The sequence below is a fragment of the Flavobacterium cupreum genome (assembly GCF_003996965.1).
Lineage (GTDB): Bacteria > Bacteroidota > Bacteroidia > Flavobacteriales > Flavobacteriaceae > Flavobacterium > Flavobacterium cupreum.
This window is the reverse complement of sequence record NZ_QWDM01000007.1, coordinates 298,389-315,179: the sequence shown is the minus strand read 5'-3', so window position 1 is coordinate 315,179 and position 16,791 is coordinate 298,389. Positions and strand designations below refer to the sequence as shown.

Genomic DNA, 16,791 nt, shown 5'->3' with positions numbered 1-16,791 from the left:
AATCCCCAATAGCAAAACATCAGGGATTACTTTTAAAATTATTTTTACTCGATAGCATATGCCATTAGATTCAAAAATTAAATCTTCAAAAAACCCTTCTTCTAATGGCACATTTGACCGGCTATCGATGACAAACTAAAGTTCTAATGTTGAAAATTTAGGTCCTTCCGGGAAGTTGGCAACTGCTGCCCATCCTGAGGTCATTTCGGTAATTGCAATACCTATTGAACTTCCTAAAGTTCCTAATTGTGATTTTGGAATACTAAATTCAATTGCATTCGTAGTATCGGAAAGGCTTACCAGAGAAGATGCCGTTAAATTGGCACCGGAACCTGCAATGGCACTCCAGCCCCATCCTCCGTTCGGATCGGTGTGATTGTAGAATGCACCCCAGCCGTTGGTTACTACCGGACCTTCAAATAAAAATTCTGCTCCGGAACCTCCCGGCCATGAACCATGTAAAAATCCTGTTTGCGTATTGCCGTCGGTATTGATAAACATATCAACCAATTCCATCAGCATTTTTTTGTTTCCTTCTAAATACACATTCACATTTGGACCACCTGCCCAGATTTTAATTTTTTGGATAGAGCCGTTTCCGGAGGCATTCTGATCTGTTACGGCCACATCATCCCAGTCTTTAAATTTTCCGTCGATTTTAATGTCGATGATTATAATTCTCGGTGCAGTGATAACTTTTGTAATAAATGATTCTTCTCCGGCTTCGTTTGTAACGGTTAGCGAAACCCTTATTTCACCTCCAATTTTATAGGTGTACACCGGATCTTTTTCTCCTGATGTATAATAAAGATCTCCAAAATCCCATCTGTATTTGGTACCATTTGTAGAAAGGTTGGTAAAGGTAAAAGTGCTCCCGTCGTTCGTAAATGAAAAATCTGCTACGGGTTTTGATGCCGAATCGGACGATGCATTATCACTGGAACACGCTGCCAGTAGTAACAATGCAGCGAGCATTGTGATGTATTGGGTTAGTTTTATTTTTTTCATGGTTTTTTAATTTAAATGTTTTTAATAACTATTTAATGATAACCGTTTGTGATAATTTATTGAAACCTGTTGAAGCTTCCCATACTCCTGTATTCGCCAGGCGAACCGAATAATCCGGTCTGTCTGCCAGTTTTGAAGAGTTGTCCTCAATCTTTAAAAGCAGTTCGTAAGTTCCCGCCGGAATTCCGGATAAGGATACCGATTCTTTCAGGTCGAAAGTCACTCTTGGCGCCACTTTTCGAACATCAAAGTTTAGTTTTTTCTTATAGACCGTACCGCCGGAAGTGGCTCTCAGGATTAAGAATGTATTTTTTGAATTGTAAACCGGGGCAAAACCTGAATTGTTAAACAGTGCATTAAACTCTAAAGTTCCGTTTAAGGCTGCTTCTTTTTTGATGCTCGATGACGCCAGGGCAAGTCTGTAACCCAGCTTTCTTTCGAAATCGGTAAAACAGTTGTTGTTTCTCCATTCCTGCAAAACGGGACCGTAATAATCAAGATTTAAATACGTCCATTTTAACATGGTCATTTCTTTTTCAGCAATACTGCAGCTCGCTACCGGAACGTCGGTTGGCGGACAGGTTTCACCTCCTGTTGGGACAAAAAGGGCTTCATTACTGATGTAGGTTTTCTCTGCCGTAACATTAACATACGTACCATAATCGTCTACACTTGCCATAAAACAATCGTTATGAAAACCTAAACGGGCCGTATTGGTGGTTCCGTAACCAACTGTCGCATCCATAGCGGTTGTAGTGGCCACGAAGTCCTGTTTGATTTTTGGAGTCCGTACCTGGATTTTTACTTCTTTTGGAAAAGTCTCCAACAGTTTATCGAGGATTATCTTTTTATTCGCCGGCGTAGTCAGCTGGTTCGTGGTATAATACCATTCTCCCCAGGCTCCGACAAAACCAGCCTGAACAAAGGCAATCACATCTTTATTCTCTTCCAGAATTGGTTTTAACTGATCCAAATGTCCAGAAATAACGGCAACCGAAGCATCTGTACCATCCTGCGCATCAGTGTAGGCAAAACGCAGCACACATTTTAAACCCGATTCCCTCAAACGGGTAAAATCGGTTTTGATAAGATCTAATTGTGCCTGGCTTAGCGGAGTGGTTTTAAATTTCTCCAGATAATACAAACGCAGAATCAGGCTTACATTTTCTTTTTTAAGATTGTTTAAAGATGCCGCTGTTATGGCTGCTCCTTCGGCGTTTACCTGCCACGTGTGCATGAACCCGCGTTCCGGATTTGTAAACACTTCATTAGAAACTGTATAGGTAACCTTTTCAGTTCCGCTTACGGCTTGTTCTTCCGTATTGCCGCCTCCATCACTCTGACAGCCCGAGGCAATATTTAAGAAAAGAGCAATTACGATTAGTAAATGTTTCATTTTTATAGAATTAAATTATCTGATTACTTTATTTTATTCACAAAGCGTGATGACCGTCTTAGTTTATATATCCGGTGTTCTGTATAAATTTACCTTTACCTTCACTTATTCTGGCTAATGAAAAAGGGAACAATGCTTTGTAAGGTTCACTTTGGCTTGCTGCTCCGTTTAAGGCTTTGGCATGTTCTGTAAATTTCCCGTGTCTGATCAAATCGGAACGGTATTGCCCGTTTTCACACCAGTATTCATGAGATCTTTCCAACAGGATCATATCGTTAAACTTATCTATCGTAGCATAATTTACCAATTGCAATTCGCTGATCTTGGCTCTTTTTCGTACCACATTGACCAAATCTATGGCTTCCTGTGTAGGCGTTCCGGTTTTATTTACCAGTGCTTCTGCTTTAGATAACAGCACATCCGGATAACGGTATACGATAATGTCTACTGTTGTTAAAGCGGTTGTTCGCGCTGCATCCGGATCAATTTTTAACGGAATTGGTCCCAACTGCATATAATTGGCAGGATTTGCCCTGTTGTATGTAACACCATCTGTACCTGTATATTCGGCAATAAGTGCATTTTTTCGAATATCTGTTGCTTCAAAAGAATCGTAAAATTTCCAGGAACTCTGAATGGTACCGTAACCTCCTCTTCCGGGAAAATTAGCCGGCAAACACATCAACTGCCATTGGTTTTCGCTGGTTCCTGCATAATCTGCCGGAACTGCCCAGATTACTTCCCTGCTTTCTACCGGTGCTTTCACATCCCAAAGCCCCACATAATCGTCTTCTAATCCGTAGTAATTCATACCAATGATCGCATTGGTTTGAGCTTCTACCTCAGCCCATCTTTTTTCGTGTAAGTACAAACGTACCAGCACCATTCTTGCCATTCCGCTGCTTAATCTTCCGTAAGGTGTTTCGGCAGGAGATTTTAAATTTTCAGCGGCCGCTTTTAAATCATTTTCAATAAAATTTACCATTTCGGCATTTGACAATCTTGCCAAAGGCTCTTCTTTCAATGGATTTTTAAGTACTTCAAGCGGTGCCACCACAAGCGGTCCGTACAAATCAAAAAGTTCATAGGCCAACAATCCTCTGGCGCATCTGATTTCGGCTATGGCCTGTTTTTTAATCAGCTCGTTTACTTTTGAGTTCTCGATTCTGTCAATACTCAAAGTCATGCTGCTGATCTTGTTGTAGAACACATCATAAAATCGGGTAAAAGCGGTAGAACTGGCTTTGTAACTGTGCAAAGAGGCTTCCTGCTGTACACCGTAAGGTCCCTGTAGGATTTCGGTTGTGGCATCGAGTATAAACATAAGTCCGTTTTCTGAAGTCGAATGAATTCCGTTTCCGTAAGATCCTCTGAGCGGATAATATGCTGACGCTACTATAGCCTGAATATCTGCTTCTGAACTGGGGAAAATACTTGGGTTAATCTCATCGTAATTAACAGACTCTATATCTTCGCTACATCCTGAGAAAACCAGTAATAGTAAAACTATTGTATAATTTTTTAAATTTTTCATCTCTTTTTTATTAAAACTTAAGATCAATTCCTACTGTGTATGTTTTTACATTTGGATATGCTGCTGCATAACCATCTGTTTCAGGATCTATACCATCATATTTGGTAATGATGAAAAGGTTTTGCCCGTCTACTCTGACAGCTGCCCCCTGCATGTATTTTCCAAACCATCTTTTTGGAAGATTATAACTTAATGATACGCTTTGCAGACGAACAAAGGAAGCGTCCTGCAGGAAGAAATCTCCTGAACCGTATTGTGTGTATCCAAAATGTGACGCTGGGCGTGTATTGGTCGGATTATCAGGTGTCCATCTGTCATATACGCTGCGAAGCGCATTTCTTCCGTTTTGCGCTACTCCTACTGCGGTTACACCGTAGGCAAAATCGGTCTGGTCTACTATTTTTCTACCGAACATTCCATTGAAAACAAAATTCAGCTGAAAGTCTCTCCAGGTAATCGTGTTGCTTAAACCTGCTGAAAAATCAGGATCTGCCGAGCCCAGTAAAACCGTATCGGCTTCGTCAATTCTTCCATCCGCTTCACCGGTTCTTAAAAATACACCGTTGGCATCTGTTACCGGATTTCCGGCTCCGTCTCTTACAAAACCATTGATATCTTTGATTTTGATTTGTCCCGGAAATAAATCAGGCTGCGCCGGCACTACTTCGCCAATCTGCATGATTCCGTCAGATAACTGACTGTATTGTGCACGTAACGGATCGTTATAACTCATGTAAACCGATGGTTTCCAGTCCGGCGCTCTTTCTTTCCAGTTGGTTTTAAATTGGGAGTAGGTAAAAGTTGTATTCCATTTAAAATCAGGGGTACGGACATTTACGGTACTTATGGTAACCTCAACCCCTTTGGTTTGTGTACTTCCAATGTTAGCCCAAACCGTATTTATTTCATGGTAGCTATTGATTGGTTTTTCCATCAACAGATCTGAGATTACCCTGTCATATACCTCTACCGAACCTGAAATTCTTTGGTTTAATAATTCGAAATCAACACCAAAATTCTTTTCTGTCGTGGTTTCCCATTTCAAATCAGGATTTTCCAAACGGCTTGCAAATACTCCGGTCCAGATAGATTCATCGGCATTTAGATAAGCCGGCTGCGCATAAAAGGCACCTTTAGAAAGTCCGGCAGAATTTCCAACCGACCCGTAACCAAATCTAAATTTAAGCTGTGAAACATAATCTGAGATTCGAGTCATAAAAGACTCCTGCGCAGCATCCCATCCTACTGAAATAGAAGGAAACAAAGCGTATTTTTTATTGGCAGCAAAAAAACTTACCCCATCACGACGTATCGTAGACGTCAACAGGTATTTGTCTTTATACGAATAGTTGATTCTTGAAAAATACGAGCGATAACTATCTTCGTTTTTAGAGGATGTCGTTAATTTTGTTCCCGCTCCTGCATTCATATTGTTCCATAAAAAAGAATCGGTAATAAAATTACTGTTTCCTAATGTGCTTCTTTCATTTCTAAAGGTAGATTGAGAATAACCCGCCATAAAAGTAAAGGAATTGTTGTCCCCTATTTTTGTATTGTAGGTTAAGATGATATCCAGTAAATCATCATCTTTCTTTTGTGAATTGATAGATGCTTTACCGTTTTCCAATGCACCGTATAAGGTCGTTCTTGGTAAATAGGTATTTCTGCTGGTATTTCCCTGATCAAAACCGGCCTGAAATCTGGCTGTAAGACCTTTCAACGGTTTTATCTCCGCATAAAAATTGGTCATGGTTCTGTCAATCACACCTTCGTCAGAAATAGTTAATAAGGAATAAGGGTTTGGTTCTAAAGCATTATCCGGATTAATTGGATAATTGCCAAGCTCATCAATCGCCACAATGTTTGGTCCCTGCTGAATCGCTGACCTGATAATTCCGGAATTTTCGAACTGATCTCCTCCTAATTGTGAATTTTGGTTTTTAATACGGCTTTTGGTCATGTTCATACCAAAATTAATATAGTCCGTTAGTTTCTGATCGATACTAAAATGAACCGTGCTTCTTTTTAATCCGGAGTTTTTTACAATACCTTCCTGATCGAATAAATTTCCTGATAAAAAGTATTTGGTAGATTTGGTTCCGCCTCGTAAGGATAAATTATGCTGTTTCACCATTCCGTCTCTTGTAACCAGTGACAACCAGTCTGTACCCGCTCCAGCATTTCTGATCTGCTCGTCAGAATACACTCTTTTGTAAGGAATTCCGTTTACCGGAGCCGCATTTGCTTCCTCCAGAGTTTTGGATGAATACGGATATACCCTGTTGATAAACTCCCAGTTTTCTTTGGAAGCATCGTTTCGCAGCTGCATCCATTCCTGTAAGTTTAAAACGTCATAGCTATCGTTGTATTTCTGGAAGGAATAAGAACCGGAATAATCGACTCTTACATCGCCTTCTTTTCCTTTTTTAGTCGTAATCATAATGACTCCGTTTGCGGCTCTTGCACCGTATATGGCAGAAGCACTGGCATCTTTTAAAACCTCAATCGATTCAATATCATTTGGGTTAAATGAATTTAGAATACTCTGTGTACCCCCGTCGTAACGGTTTCCTGTTCCGGGCTGCTGTAAATTTGTTACCGGAAATCCGTCAATAACAACCAAAGGATCATTACTGGCATTAATAGAACCTGCACCACGAATCTGAATATTAAATCCACCTCCTGGCTGTGCACTGTTCTGCATGATCTGCAAACCGGCTACTTTTCCCTGAAGTGCCGTTAAAACAGAAGGTGCCGAAGATAAAATCAGTGATTCTCCTTTTACGGAAGACATTGCTCCTAATACATTTTTCTTTTTCTGGGTTCCGTATCCGACAATAACAACCTCATTTAAGGTTTTTGATGAAGGTGCCATAGAAACTTTGATATTCGTCTGGTTGGCGATCAAAACTTCTTTGTTCTCATAGCCTACATAAGAAAATACTAAAGCTTCTGTATTGGAAGGAACGATGATTGTAAATGTTCCGTCAAAATCAGTTGTTGTGCCTCTTGGTGATCCTTTCGGGACAATCGTTACTCCAATCATTGGCTGTCCCAACTCATCGAGAACAACACCTTTAATGGTAATATCGGCTTCTGATTTTTTATTTGTAATTTCTGATTTTTTACTGCTATCCGTGGACGATGCAGCATTTACTTTAACAACAGTGACTATCAGAACTAAAACTGTAATTATTGCTTTTAAATTAAATTTTAATTCCTGATAGTTACCGTACAGTAACTTGTTACTTTTTTTCATATTATTCTGGTTAGTTTAATGGTTAATGTGAAAAGCATACTTTGTGTGGGTAAAAAAATTTGGTTAGGAATTTTAGCAGACACAAAGCGAAGAGGTTCAGGTTATGTTTCTTTTGGTTTCATAATTTTTTCGGTTTTTGTTTTTTGTCTTGTTTTCGTTTGGTTATTTTTTTTTAATCTATTCTTTATTGTGCGTTTTCTTTCTTCTCAATTATCAGTTCTCTGACTCCTTCCGAGATGATATATTTCTAAAATTTTCTGTTCTTTTTTATTTAGTATTTAAAGTCAAATTCAACTTTCGAAAAGAGGAAAAAAAAGTTCTTTTTTAACTTATTATTGGCTAAACTAAATAATATTTTTTAATAAACAATGGTAAAATCGAGAAAATGTGTTCGTGCACATAAAAAAAGTGTTTTCGAACACATTTTTTAGAAAAAGTATTATTAAATTCCTACTTATTTTTAAATTTCACCATGAAGGAATTTAAATAATTACCAGAAAAAATTAATTTTACTTTAAAAAATATGTCTTTTAATTTGAAATTCATTTAATTAAAAAACGCAATAGAAATTAACATTTCTATATCTAAATCAGGCATTTAATTGAATTTTGAAATGATAATCCTAATTTTAAAAAAGGAAATTTAGTGCCATAACAATTATAGTAACTCTTCGATTTCAGCAATGAATTTTTGAGCTAATTCGTCTGCTTTTTTTTGTGAAATGCTCTCGGTGTAAATTCGGATAATGGGTTCCGTATTTGATTTTCTCAGATGCACCCATTCCGTCTCGAAATCAATTTTGATTCCGTCGATGCAATTTGGCTTTTCGGTACTGAATTTCTGCGCTATTTTTTCCAGGATTTCATCCACATTAATTTGCGGGGTCAGTTCAATTTTGCTTTTGCTCATATAATAATCCGGATAACTTTCACGAAGTGTTTTACACGAAATTTTAAGCTGCGCCAAATGTGATAAAAACAAAGCAACACCTACCAGCGAATCTCTGCCATAGTGGGATTCGGGATAAATAATTCCTCCGTTTCCTTCTCCTCCGATAATGGCATCAGAAGCTTTCATTAATTCCACGACATTAACTTCTCCCACGGCACTGGCCTGATACTTTCCGCCATGTTTTAAAGTGATGTCGCGTAACGCCCTTGAAGAAGATAAATTGGAAACCGTATTGCCTTTGGTTCTTCCTAAAACGTAATCAGCGCAGGCTACCAGCGTATATTCCTCGCCAAACATAGACCCGTCTTCGCAAATAATGGCCAACCGGTCCACATCAGGATCTACCACAATTCCAAAATCGGCTTTTTCTTTTACCACCAATTCCGAAATATCGGTAAGATGTTCTTTCAGAGGTTCGGGATTGTGCGGAAAATGACCGTTGGGCTCGCAGTACAATTTGACACAGGCTACACCTAGTTGCTCCAGCAAAGCCGGAATCGCAATTCCGCCTGTTGAATTTACCGCGTCTACCACTACTTTGAAATTTGCTTTTTTAATTGCGTCAACCTCTACTACCTCTAATTTTAAGACTTCTTCAATGTGTCGTTTTATATAACCTTCTTTCTTTTCGTATTTCCCGAGATCGTCTACTTCTGAAAAGACAAAAGTTTCTTCTTCCGCTATTTTCAGGATTTTTTCTCCTTCAGCAGCATTCAGAAATTCGCCTTTTTCGTTCAGTAATTTTAAGGCATTCCATTCTTTTGGATTGTGGCTTGCGGTGATGATGATTCCGCCATCTGCCTGATCTAAGGTCACGGCAACCTCAACCGTTGGTGTGGTCGACAGGCCAATATCTGTGACATTAATTCCTAAACCTGTCAGCGTATTGGCAACCAGATTGCTGATCATTTCTCCCGAAATCCGCGCATCCCGCCCTAAAACGATACTTAATTCTTTTTTTTGATTTTGCCCTTTTAGCCACATGCCGTAGGCAGCAGCGAATTTGACGGCGTTCACGGGCGTTAAGTTTTCATTTACAACTCCGCCGATTGTGCCACGTATTCCTGAAATTGATTTTATTAAAGCCATTTTTATGTTGATTATTATTTATGCTTAAAAATTTAACCGCAAAGTTCGCAAGGTTTTTTATGCTGAAGTTTGAGTGGCAAGGATCGCAAAGCTTTGTGCTTAATTCAACCGCAAAGTCCGCAAAGGTTTTGTGCTGAAGTTTGAGTAGCAAGGGTTGCAAAGCTTTGTGATTAAAGTTGTGATTTTTTTTGCCACAGATTAAAGGATTAGAATGATTTTTTGCCGCGAATTGCACGAATGATCACGAATAATTTGTGTGAATTCGTGTAATTCGTGGCAAACTCTCTATCGTAGAATAACTTCCCGTTTTGCACTTAACAGTCGCTTAAACCGAGACTGAGACTAAAAACTAAAACGCAAAGCTTCTTGATTAAAGTAAGTTGTGTGTATTTTGCCACAGATTAAGGGATTAGAGTGATTTTTTGCCGCGAATTACACGAATGATCACGAATTTAATTTGTGTAGATTTCGCTATGGCTTGTGTTGTGTGAATCAAGCAGTATATAAAAATCTATTTAATGTTTTAATCTGTGGCTAAAGAGCTTAGCGCCTTAGAAACTTAGCATCTTAGAAACTTCTAAAAAATCCATCTGACAAAAGCCTCCATAGCGGCGTAACTTGCCAGACCCATTTGTTGGTATACTTGTGCTGTTTCCCTGTTTCGGTCTTCGGCTCTTTGCCAGAATTCCCTGGCGTCGGTGCCCTGGAAAACAACCCCGTCTTTTTGTGACTGGTGTTTGAAGATTCCGTGGCGTTTGGCCAGCACCTGATCGGGGCTCATGGGTACTGCCATTTCGACTTCGTCAATGCCCCATTCCTGCCAGGCGCCGCGGTACAGCCATAACCAGCAGTCGTTCATAAAAGGTTTTGGTTTTAAGGCTTTGACAGCTTCAAAAATAGCATCCAGACAGACTTTATGGGTTCCGTGCGGATCGGCTAAATCGCCGGCCGCGTAGATTTGCTGAGGTTTGATTTTTTCAATTAAATCCATCGTCAATTGAATATCTTCCTTGCCTATCGGTTTTTTCTCGATTGTTCCGGTTTCGTAAAACGGCAGTTCCATAAAATGAATCTGATCGTCTGTCAAACCCACAAAATGACTCGTTGCCCTTGCTTCTCCTTTTCGGATTAATCCTTTAATGTAACGTACTTCCGGAATATCAATTTCACTGTTCTTTTTGTTGGTTAAAAAAGCAACTGCCTTTTGATAAATATCCTCTGCTTCGGCACTTTTGATTCCGAATTTCTCATTGTAGTCAATTACGAATCTAGCAAAACGCAAGGCTTCATCGTCAGCAACTGCTATATTTCCAGAGGTCTGGTAAGCCACATGTACTTCATGTCCCTGCTCCTGCAGACGCATAAAAGTTCCTCCCATACTAATAATGTCATCATCGGGATGTGGACTGAAAATCAGTACTTTTTTTCTGGTTGGTTCCGCTCTTTCCGGACGATTGGAATCATCGGCATTTGGTTTTCCGCCTGGCCAGCCTGTGATGGTATTTTGTAATTTATTGAATATTTTGATGTTGATGTCATATGCCGGACCTGAATCAGCCAGTAAATCACTCATTCCGTGTTCAATGTAATCGGCATCGGTAAGCATTAGAATTGGTTTTTTAAGGTCTAATGCCAATCCTAAAACGGCTTTACGAATTAGTTTGTCTGTCCAGATTACTTTTTCGACCAGCCATGGCCGGTTGATTCTGGTGAGTTTGGAAGAAGCTTCTTTATCCAGCACAAAAACGGCATTGTTATGTTCCTGTAAAAACGAAGCCGGAATCTGGTTCGTCACCTCATCCTCTACCGATTTTTTAATGATATTCGCTTTTCCTTCTCCCCAGGCCATTAAGATCACCTGTTTGGCTTCCATGATTTTTTTTACTCCGAGTGTAATCGCTGTTCGGGGGGTATTGCTCAAACCTGAAAAATCCTTGCTGGCGGCAACTCTTGTAATATGATCTAAGGCTACCAGACGTGTTTTAGAGTTTTGTAATGAACCGGATTCGTTAAAACCAATATGTCCGTTTCCTCCAATTCCCAGAATCTGCAAATCGATTCCGCCGAGTGCTTCAATTTTAGCTTCGTAATCATGGCAGTAATCCGCAATTTGTTCTTTGGTTAGAAGCCCGTCCGGAACATGGGCATTTTCAGGTAAAATATCGACATGGTCAAACAACAATTCTTTCATAAAACGAACATAACTGTTGATCGAATTTGGTTCCATCGGATAGTATTCGTCCAGATTGAAACTGATCACGTTTTTGAAACTCAATCCTTCTTCCTTATGCAGACGAACCAGTTCTGCATACAATCCTTTTGGGGAAGATCCTGTGGCAAGACCTAAAATACAAGGTTTATTTTCTTTTTGTTTTGCCTTAATTAAGACTGCAATTTCTGTGGCAACTGCTTTTGAAGCTTCATTTGAATTTTCGAAAACAACGGTATTAATATTTTCAAATCGTTTTTCGAAACCTGTTGCTTTGTCTATATTACTTTTTATCATTTTGAACTATATTTTATTGTGTTTTTCTTTATTTTAAAACTGCCCTTTGAACTAAAAAAAGGCATAAGCTGCCCCGGAGCACACAAATATTAATTTGAGTACTTAGTGGTGATCTGAAAATCAGATCGATGAATAAAATGTTGTGTTTATCTGAACTTTGTCATTTTTGAATAGCCTCCCGTTTTAGCCGGAGTTTTAAAAAAGGTTGTCAAATTAGCTTTAGCCGAATTACATGTTCGGCTAAAGCCAAGGTTGATCAAATGTAATCCGTTGGTTAAAACCAACGGCTATTCAAAAAAATTAATTGAATTCCTTTGTCGATTTTCTAGTATGATCCTTCGACTTCGCTCAGGAGGCAAGCTTTGGCAAACTTCTGGAAACCCAAAACCCAAAACTGAAAACTGAGACTAAAAACTTCCCTCTACCATTTCCTGTACTTATGCCCTTTGAAGGCAAAAAATACGATCATAAGATAGGCAGGTATTAATATTAAATAGGCCAGTTGATTTCCGCTTTTTGCTGTTGCTACAGTACCTGCCGCTATATTTGCCGTATTGATATTATCTGCCAGCAAACCATAGAATAAAGGAAAAACCGCACCGCCGATGATTCCCATAATCAGTATTGCACCTCCAATTTTAGTAAACCCGCCCAAATCCTGAAGTGCCATTGGCCAGATGGCCGGCCAGCAAAGCGCATTGGCCAATCCTAAAAGTGCCACCAAAATAATGATGAGGGGCAATTGCGGAAGTCCAGGTAACTGAATCATTATTTTTGGAGAAAGTATTACGATTAAGGCCACTAAAACAAGACCTAAAAACCCGGATGCTTTTAAGGCAAAAACCTGCGAAACATATTTGGGAATAAGTGTAATTCCTAAAATATAACCAACCACCATTGCTGTCATGGTAAATGACGTCAGTTTTAGGTAAAAAGAACCATTGTCCCCGTAAACGCCCAATTGTTTTCCGAAACCTCCAATGGAATCTCCGGCCAGAACTTCGGCAGCAATGTACACCATTAGCGTAATCACACCAAAAACCAGTTGCGGATGTCTGAAGGCTTCTTTTATTTGTTTGAAAATACTCAGATGTGCTACTTGTCCCTCATCGTCCAAATTGATTTCAGGAAGCGGGGAAAACTTTACCAAAACTGCCAGAACCAGCATAATTCCGGCCATGTACATATAAGGTGTCTGCAGTTGCAAAGCCAGTAAATCGAGCGCGCTTTCTTTTTGAACTGAAGTCATTACGGCAATTTTATCTGCCGAATAATCTCCAATATTAGACAAAACCAAAGACGTCAATAGTAAGGGAGCCAGAAAACCTGCCAGTTTATTGGCGATTCCCAATACGCTGATTCTTGCGGCAGCACTTTCGCGCGGGCCAATGACAACGACATACGGATTGGCTGCTGTCTGCAAAACGGCCAGACCGGTTCCCATTACAAATAAGGCGATTAAGAACAGCCCAAAAGTGCGGGCTTCGGCTGCCGGATAAAACAATAATGCTCCAACGGCAATCACCAGTAATCCTAATGAGATTCCGTTTTTGTAGCCTACTTTTTCGATTAAGAAAGAAGATGGAATTGCCATGACGAAATAAGCAATATAAAACGCAAAGGTCACGAAATACGATTGTGATTCGGTTAACTCACAAGCTAATTTAAAAAATGGAATCAGCGGTCCGTTGAGCCAGGTTACGAATCCGAAAATAAAAAATAAGGAGGTTAAAATAACCATGGGAATCAAAGTACTGCTTTGTTCTTTTTTTAAAGTAATATCGATTTCTGACATAGTATTGGTTTTTGGGTTAGTGATCTTCTGCTGCTTATTTACGGACCAATTCCTGATGGTAAAAAAGAATGGTTTCTTCTAAGGCTTTATCAATGGTATATTCCGGTTTGAAGCCCAATTGATTGAATTTTTCAGGATTGGCTTTCGAATGTTTGATGTCTCCGGGTCTTTCTTCAAGAAACTTTAGCTGCGACTTTGAATTGGTAATTTTTATGATTTTTTCGGCCAATTCTAAAACCGAAGTGCTGTGTCCTAGTGCTACATTGTAGGTTTCAGTTCCTTTTTGGGAAGCAAGGATATTCGCTTTTACGACGTCTTTCACATAAATAAAATCTCTGGTTTGCGAGCCGTCGCCATAAATAGTGATGGGTTCGTTCTGAAGTGCTTTATTAATAAAAATAGGCACTGCCGCCGCATAAGCCGATTCGGGGTTCTGGCGCGGACCAAAAACATTAAAATAGCGCAACGATGCTGTTGGCACCTGATACTGGTCGAGATACATTTTCAAATAATATTCCCCGTCTAGTTTTGTAACTGCATAAGGTGTCATGGGTTCGGGAAACATCGTTTCTACCTTTGGCAAAACCGGATTGTTGCCATAATTCGCTGCTGATGTCGATAACACCACTTTACAGCCTGCATTATTTCTCGCAGCCTCCAGAATATTGATGGTACCGACGGTATTGATTTCGATACATTCTTTAATTTTCAACAAAGACTCCGGAACGCTGACCAATGCAGCCAGATGAAAAATTCCGCTTGCTCCGCTTACCACTTCATTTACTAAATTTTCATCGCGGATGTTTCCTTGTACAAAATCGACATTAAGGCCGTTTAGGTTGTGTTCGAATCCCGTTCTTAAGCTATCAAGTATCGTAACCTGATGGCCTTCTTTGGATAAATGCTCGGCGATGTGGCTTCCTATAAAACCGGCACCTCCGGTAATGACATATTTTTTCATTTGTATTATTTTAATGATCCGATGAAATTCAGATTGTAATCTTCCATCTCCTTAAATTGTTCCGAAAGACTTTCAATCAGTTTAAATTGATTTTTGGAGCGATTCAGATTGTGTTCCGGATATTCCGTTTTATAATACACATCGTCATTTAAGAAGTCTGTCAGAAAGCGCAATGCCATGATAAATACCATTGTTTTGGCACCAAGCGGCAGGTATTTTATTTCTAACAGCGAAAGGGACGAATTTGTTTTTTCCAGAAAACCTTTCACATAGGCTTTATAATACTGTAAGTTGAAATTCACCCGTTCGAGGTCTTTTTCATCTTCGGCAGCCGTATTGCAAATGGTTCGTATGGCATCCCCAAAATCATAATGGATAATTCCGGGCATCACCGTATCGGTATCGATGACGCAAAGCCCTTTTTTGTCCGCATCAAAAAGTGCGTTTGATATTTTGGTATCATTGTGCGTCACTCTTAATTTAATTTTTTCGGTATCTTTTAATTTTTGCAAAACATGCATTTCTTCTTTAAGTTCGTGAACCAGGTTAATGCAGGTTTTGGCTTGTTCGATTCGTTGTACCGAAGCTTCTTTTAAGGCAATATCAAACTGGGCATAACGAAACGCCATATTATGAAAGTTCGGAATGACTTCTGTTAGTTTTCTGGCATCAAAATCACTTGTCAGATTCAGGAATTCGCCAAATAACTTTCCGCCTTCATAGGCAATTTCTTCATTATTAACGGTTTCAAAAGTCAGGCTTCCTTCTATATACACCATCATATTCCAGAAATTTCCTGCCGCATCGTGATAATAAAAAACACCTTTCCGCGTGCCGATGAAAGTTAAAACACGACGTTTTAGTTCGTTTTCCGATAAATGTTTCAGTTTCTTCAACAAATGTTTGCTTACGCTGACCTTATTGGCAATAAGGCCCGGAACGTCTTTAAAAACGCCATCGTTAATGCGCTGCAAAATAAACTGTTTACGACTATCAGTCGTTACCAAATAGGTATCATTGATATGACCGGAGGCCAGTTCTTCAAAATTTTTGAAAACCTCTGTGTGGTCAAACTGGTCGAATATAAATTTTAAATGTTCCGCTTCCATATTACCACAGATTAGTTGGATAAAATTTTTGGGCTCTCAGTTTTTCGATTTCTTTTTTTACAATTTCCTTATCTTCCTTGTAGGTCACTCCAAACCATTTTGCATTCGACTGAAGTACTTCAAGCGACGCATTCTCTGATTTTAAAATCTCGTTTACAACAGAGGTAATAAAAAATTCGGCTTTTAAATCGTGTTCGTTTTCTTTCAGGAATTCTTCAAAAAGAGCACCGCCAAATTCAAAACATTTTGGCGTAAAACCCCAGAAATTCATAGAAACGATTGTGTTTTCATCAATCGGAATAAAATCACCGTTATCATCTTTACGCATGAGTGTACCGTTTATTTTTTCGATATGGGTACGTTCGGTAACATCGGTCAGAAAATTATTTTCATCTACCTGACATTCGCCTCTTGACACAAAACCATGATCAGAAACCGTATTTTTCAGGAGATAAGCCATCATGTTGAAATGATAGGATTCCTTGTCCATTTCGGTTAAGGCTTTTGCCATGATCTCAAAAGCTTCTTTTCCGTAAAAATCATCGGCATTAATAATCGCAAAATTTTCGGTTACCTCATCCTTTGCCATTAGCAGGGCATGTCCGGTTCCCCATGGCTTTTTTCTTTCCGGATTTTGATATTGCTTCGGAACATTGTCAATTTCCTGAAAAACATATCCTACTTCGGCTTTCCCTTCCAGTTTTTTATTAAATATTTCTTTGCATTCTTCTTCTATATTCTTACTTATAATAAATACAAATTTCCCAAAGCCTGCCTGCAATGCGTCATATATCGAAAAATCCATAATGGTATCTCCTTCAGGAGTAAATGTATCTAACTGTTTTAATCCTCCATATCGACTTCCAATACCTGCCGCCAAGATTACGAGAGTAGGTTTACTTTTGCTCATTTAAATAGTATATTAATGGTTTATTATTTTTAATTGTTTCTGGTTGGATTTTATTTTCAAATTCATTTCAAAAAAGCATCCTGAAAAAATATTATCCGATATTGAAAACTTCTCTTATAAATCGAAAAATAAATATTAATCTGACAATATTTACGTTAATATCATAAACTATATGATTAATATTCGGCTAAAATATATATTAATATTCTATAAAAAAAAGAATTTGTGTTAAAATGTGCTCGAACACAATAAAAATGTTTTCGAACACATTAA

Annotated in this window: 10 protein-coding genes; all 10 read right to left on the bottom strand. The window is 38.9% G+C overall.

The features are described from left to right. Window positions 1-135: 135 nt before the first annotated feature. The 10 genes from D0817_RS13190 to D0817_RS13145 all read right to left on the bottom strand — a co-directional run bounded on the left by D0817_RS13190 (window position 136) and on the right by D0817_RS13145 (window position 16,518). Complete coding sequence (locus D0817_RS13190; RefSeq protein WP_127338837.1) at window positions 136-1,008, bottom strand: PKD domain-containing protein; 873 nt, start codon at window positions 1,006-1,008, stop codon at window positions 136-138. 28 nt (window positions 1,009-1,036) lie between these two features. Further along, entirely contained in the window at window positions 1,037-2,404 is a 1,368-nt protein-coding gene (locus D0817_RS13185) for a DUF4832 domain-containing protein (RefSeq protein ID WP_127338836.1), read from the bottom strand. A 58-nt stretch (window positions 2,405-2,462) separates the two neighbouring features. Continuing rightward, on the bottom strand, window positions 2,463-3,938 hold the full coding sequence (locus D0817_RS13180) for a RagB/SusD family nutrient uptake outer membrane protein (protein WP_127338835.1): 1,476 nt from the start codon (window positions 3,936-3,938) through the stop codon (window positions 2,463-2,465). Between the two features lie 10 nt (window positions 3,939-3,948). Beyond that, window positions 3,949-7,197, bottom strand: coding sequence for a SusC/RagA family TonB-linked outer membrane protein (locus tag D0817_RS13175; RefSeq protein WP_127338834.1), 3,249 nt, complete (start codon window positions 7,195-7,197; stop codon window positions 3,949-3,951). A 657-nt stretch (window positions 7,198-7,854) separates the two neighbouring features. Further along, on the bottom strand, window positions 7,855-9,237 hold the full coding sequence (gene glmM / locus D0817_RS13170; protein WP_127338833.1) for a phosphoglucosamine mutase: 1,383 nt from the start codon (window positions 9,235-9,237) through the stop codon (window positions 7,855-7,857). A 577-nt stretch (window positions 9,238-9,814) separates the two neighbouring features. Beyond that, the gene (gene nagB / locus D0817_RS13165) at window positions 9,815-11,743 is read right to left on the bottom strand and encodes a glucosamine-6-phosphate deaminase (RefSeq protein ID WP_127338832.1); all 1,929 of its coding nucleotides are present in this window, start codon (window positions 11,741-11,743) and stop codon (window positions 9,815-9,817) included. A 421-nt stretch (window positions 11,744-12,164) separates the two neighbouring features. Next, window positions 12,165-13,538, bottom strand: coding sequence for a sugar MFS transporter (locus tag D0817_RS13160; RefSeq protein ID WP_167470943.1), 1,374 nt, complete (start codon window positions 13,536-13,538; stop codon window positions 12,165-12,167). Between the two features lie 34 nt (window positions 13,539-13,572). Then, window positions 13,573-14,499, bottom strand: coding sequence for an NAD-dependent epimerase/dehydratase family protein (locus D0817_RS13155; RefSeq protein ID WP_127338831.1), 927 nt, complete (start codon window positions 14,497-14,499; stop codon window positions 13,573-13,575). A 5-nt stretch (window positions 14,500-14,504) separates the two neighbouring features. Continuing rightward, entirely contained in the window at window positions 14,505-15,608 is a 1,104-nt protein-coding gene (locus D0817_RS13150) for a phosphotransferase enzyme family protein (RefSeq protein ID WP_127338830.1), read from the bottom strand. Window position 15,609: 1 nt separating this feature from the next. Continuing rightward, window positions 15,610-16,518 (bottom strand): sugar phosphate nucleotidyltransferase, encoded by a 909-nt coding sequence (locus tag D0817_RS13145; protein WP_127338829.1) that lies wholly within the window; start codon window positions 16,516-16,518, stop codon window positions 15,610-15,612. Window positions 16,519-16,791: the final 273 nt, after the last annotated feature.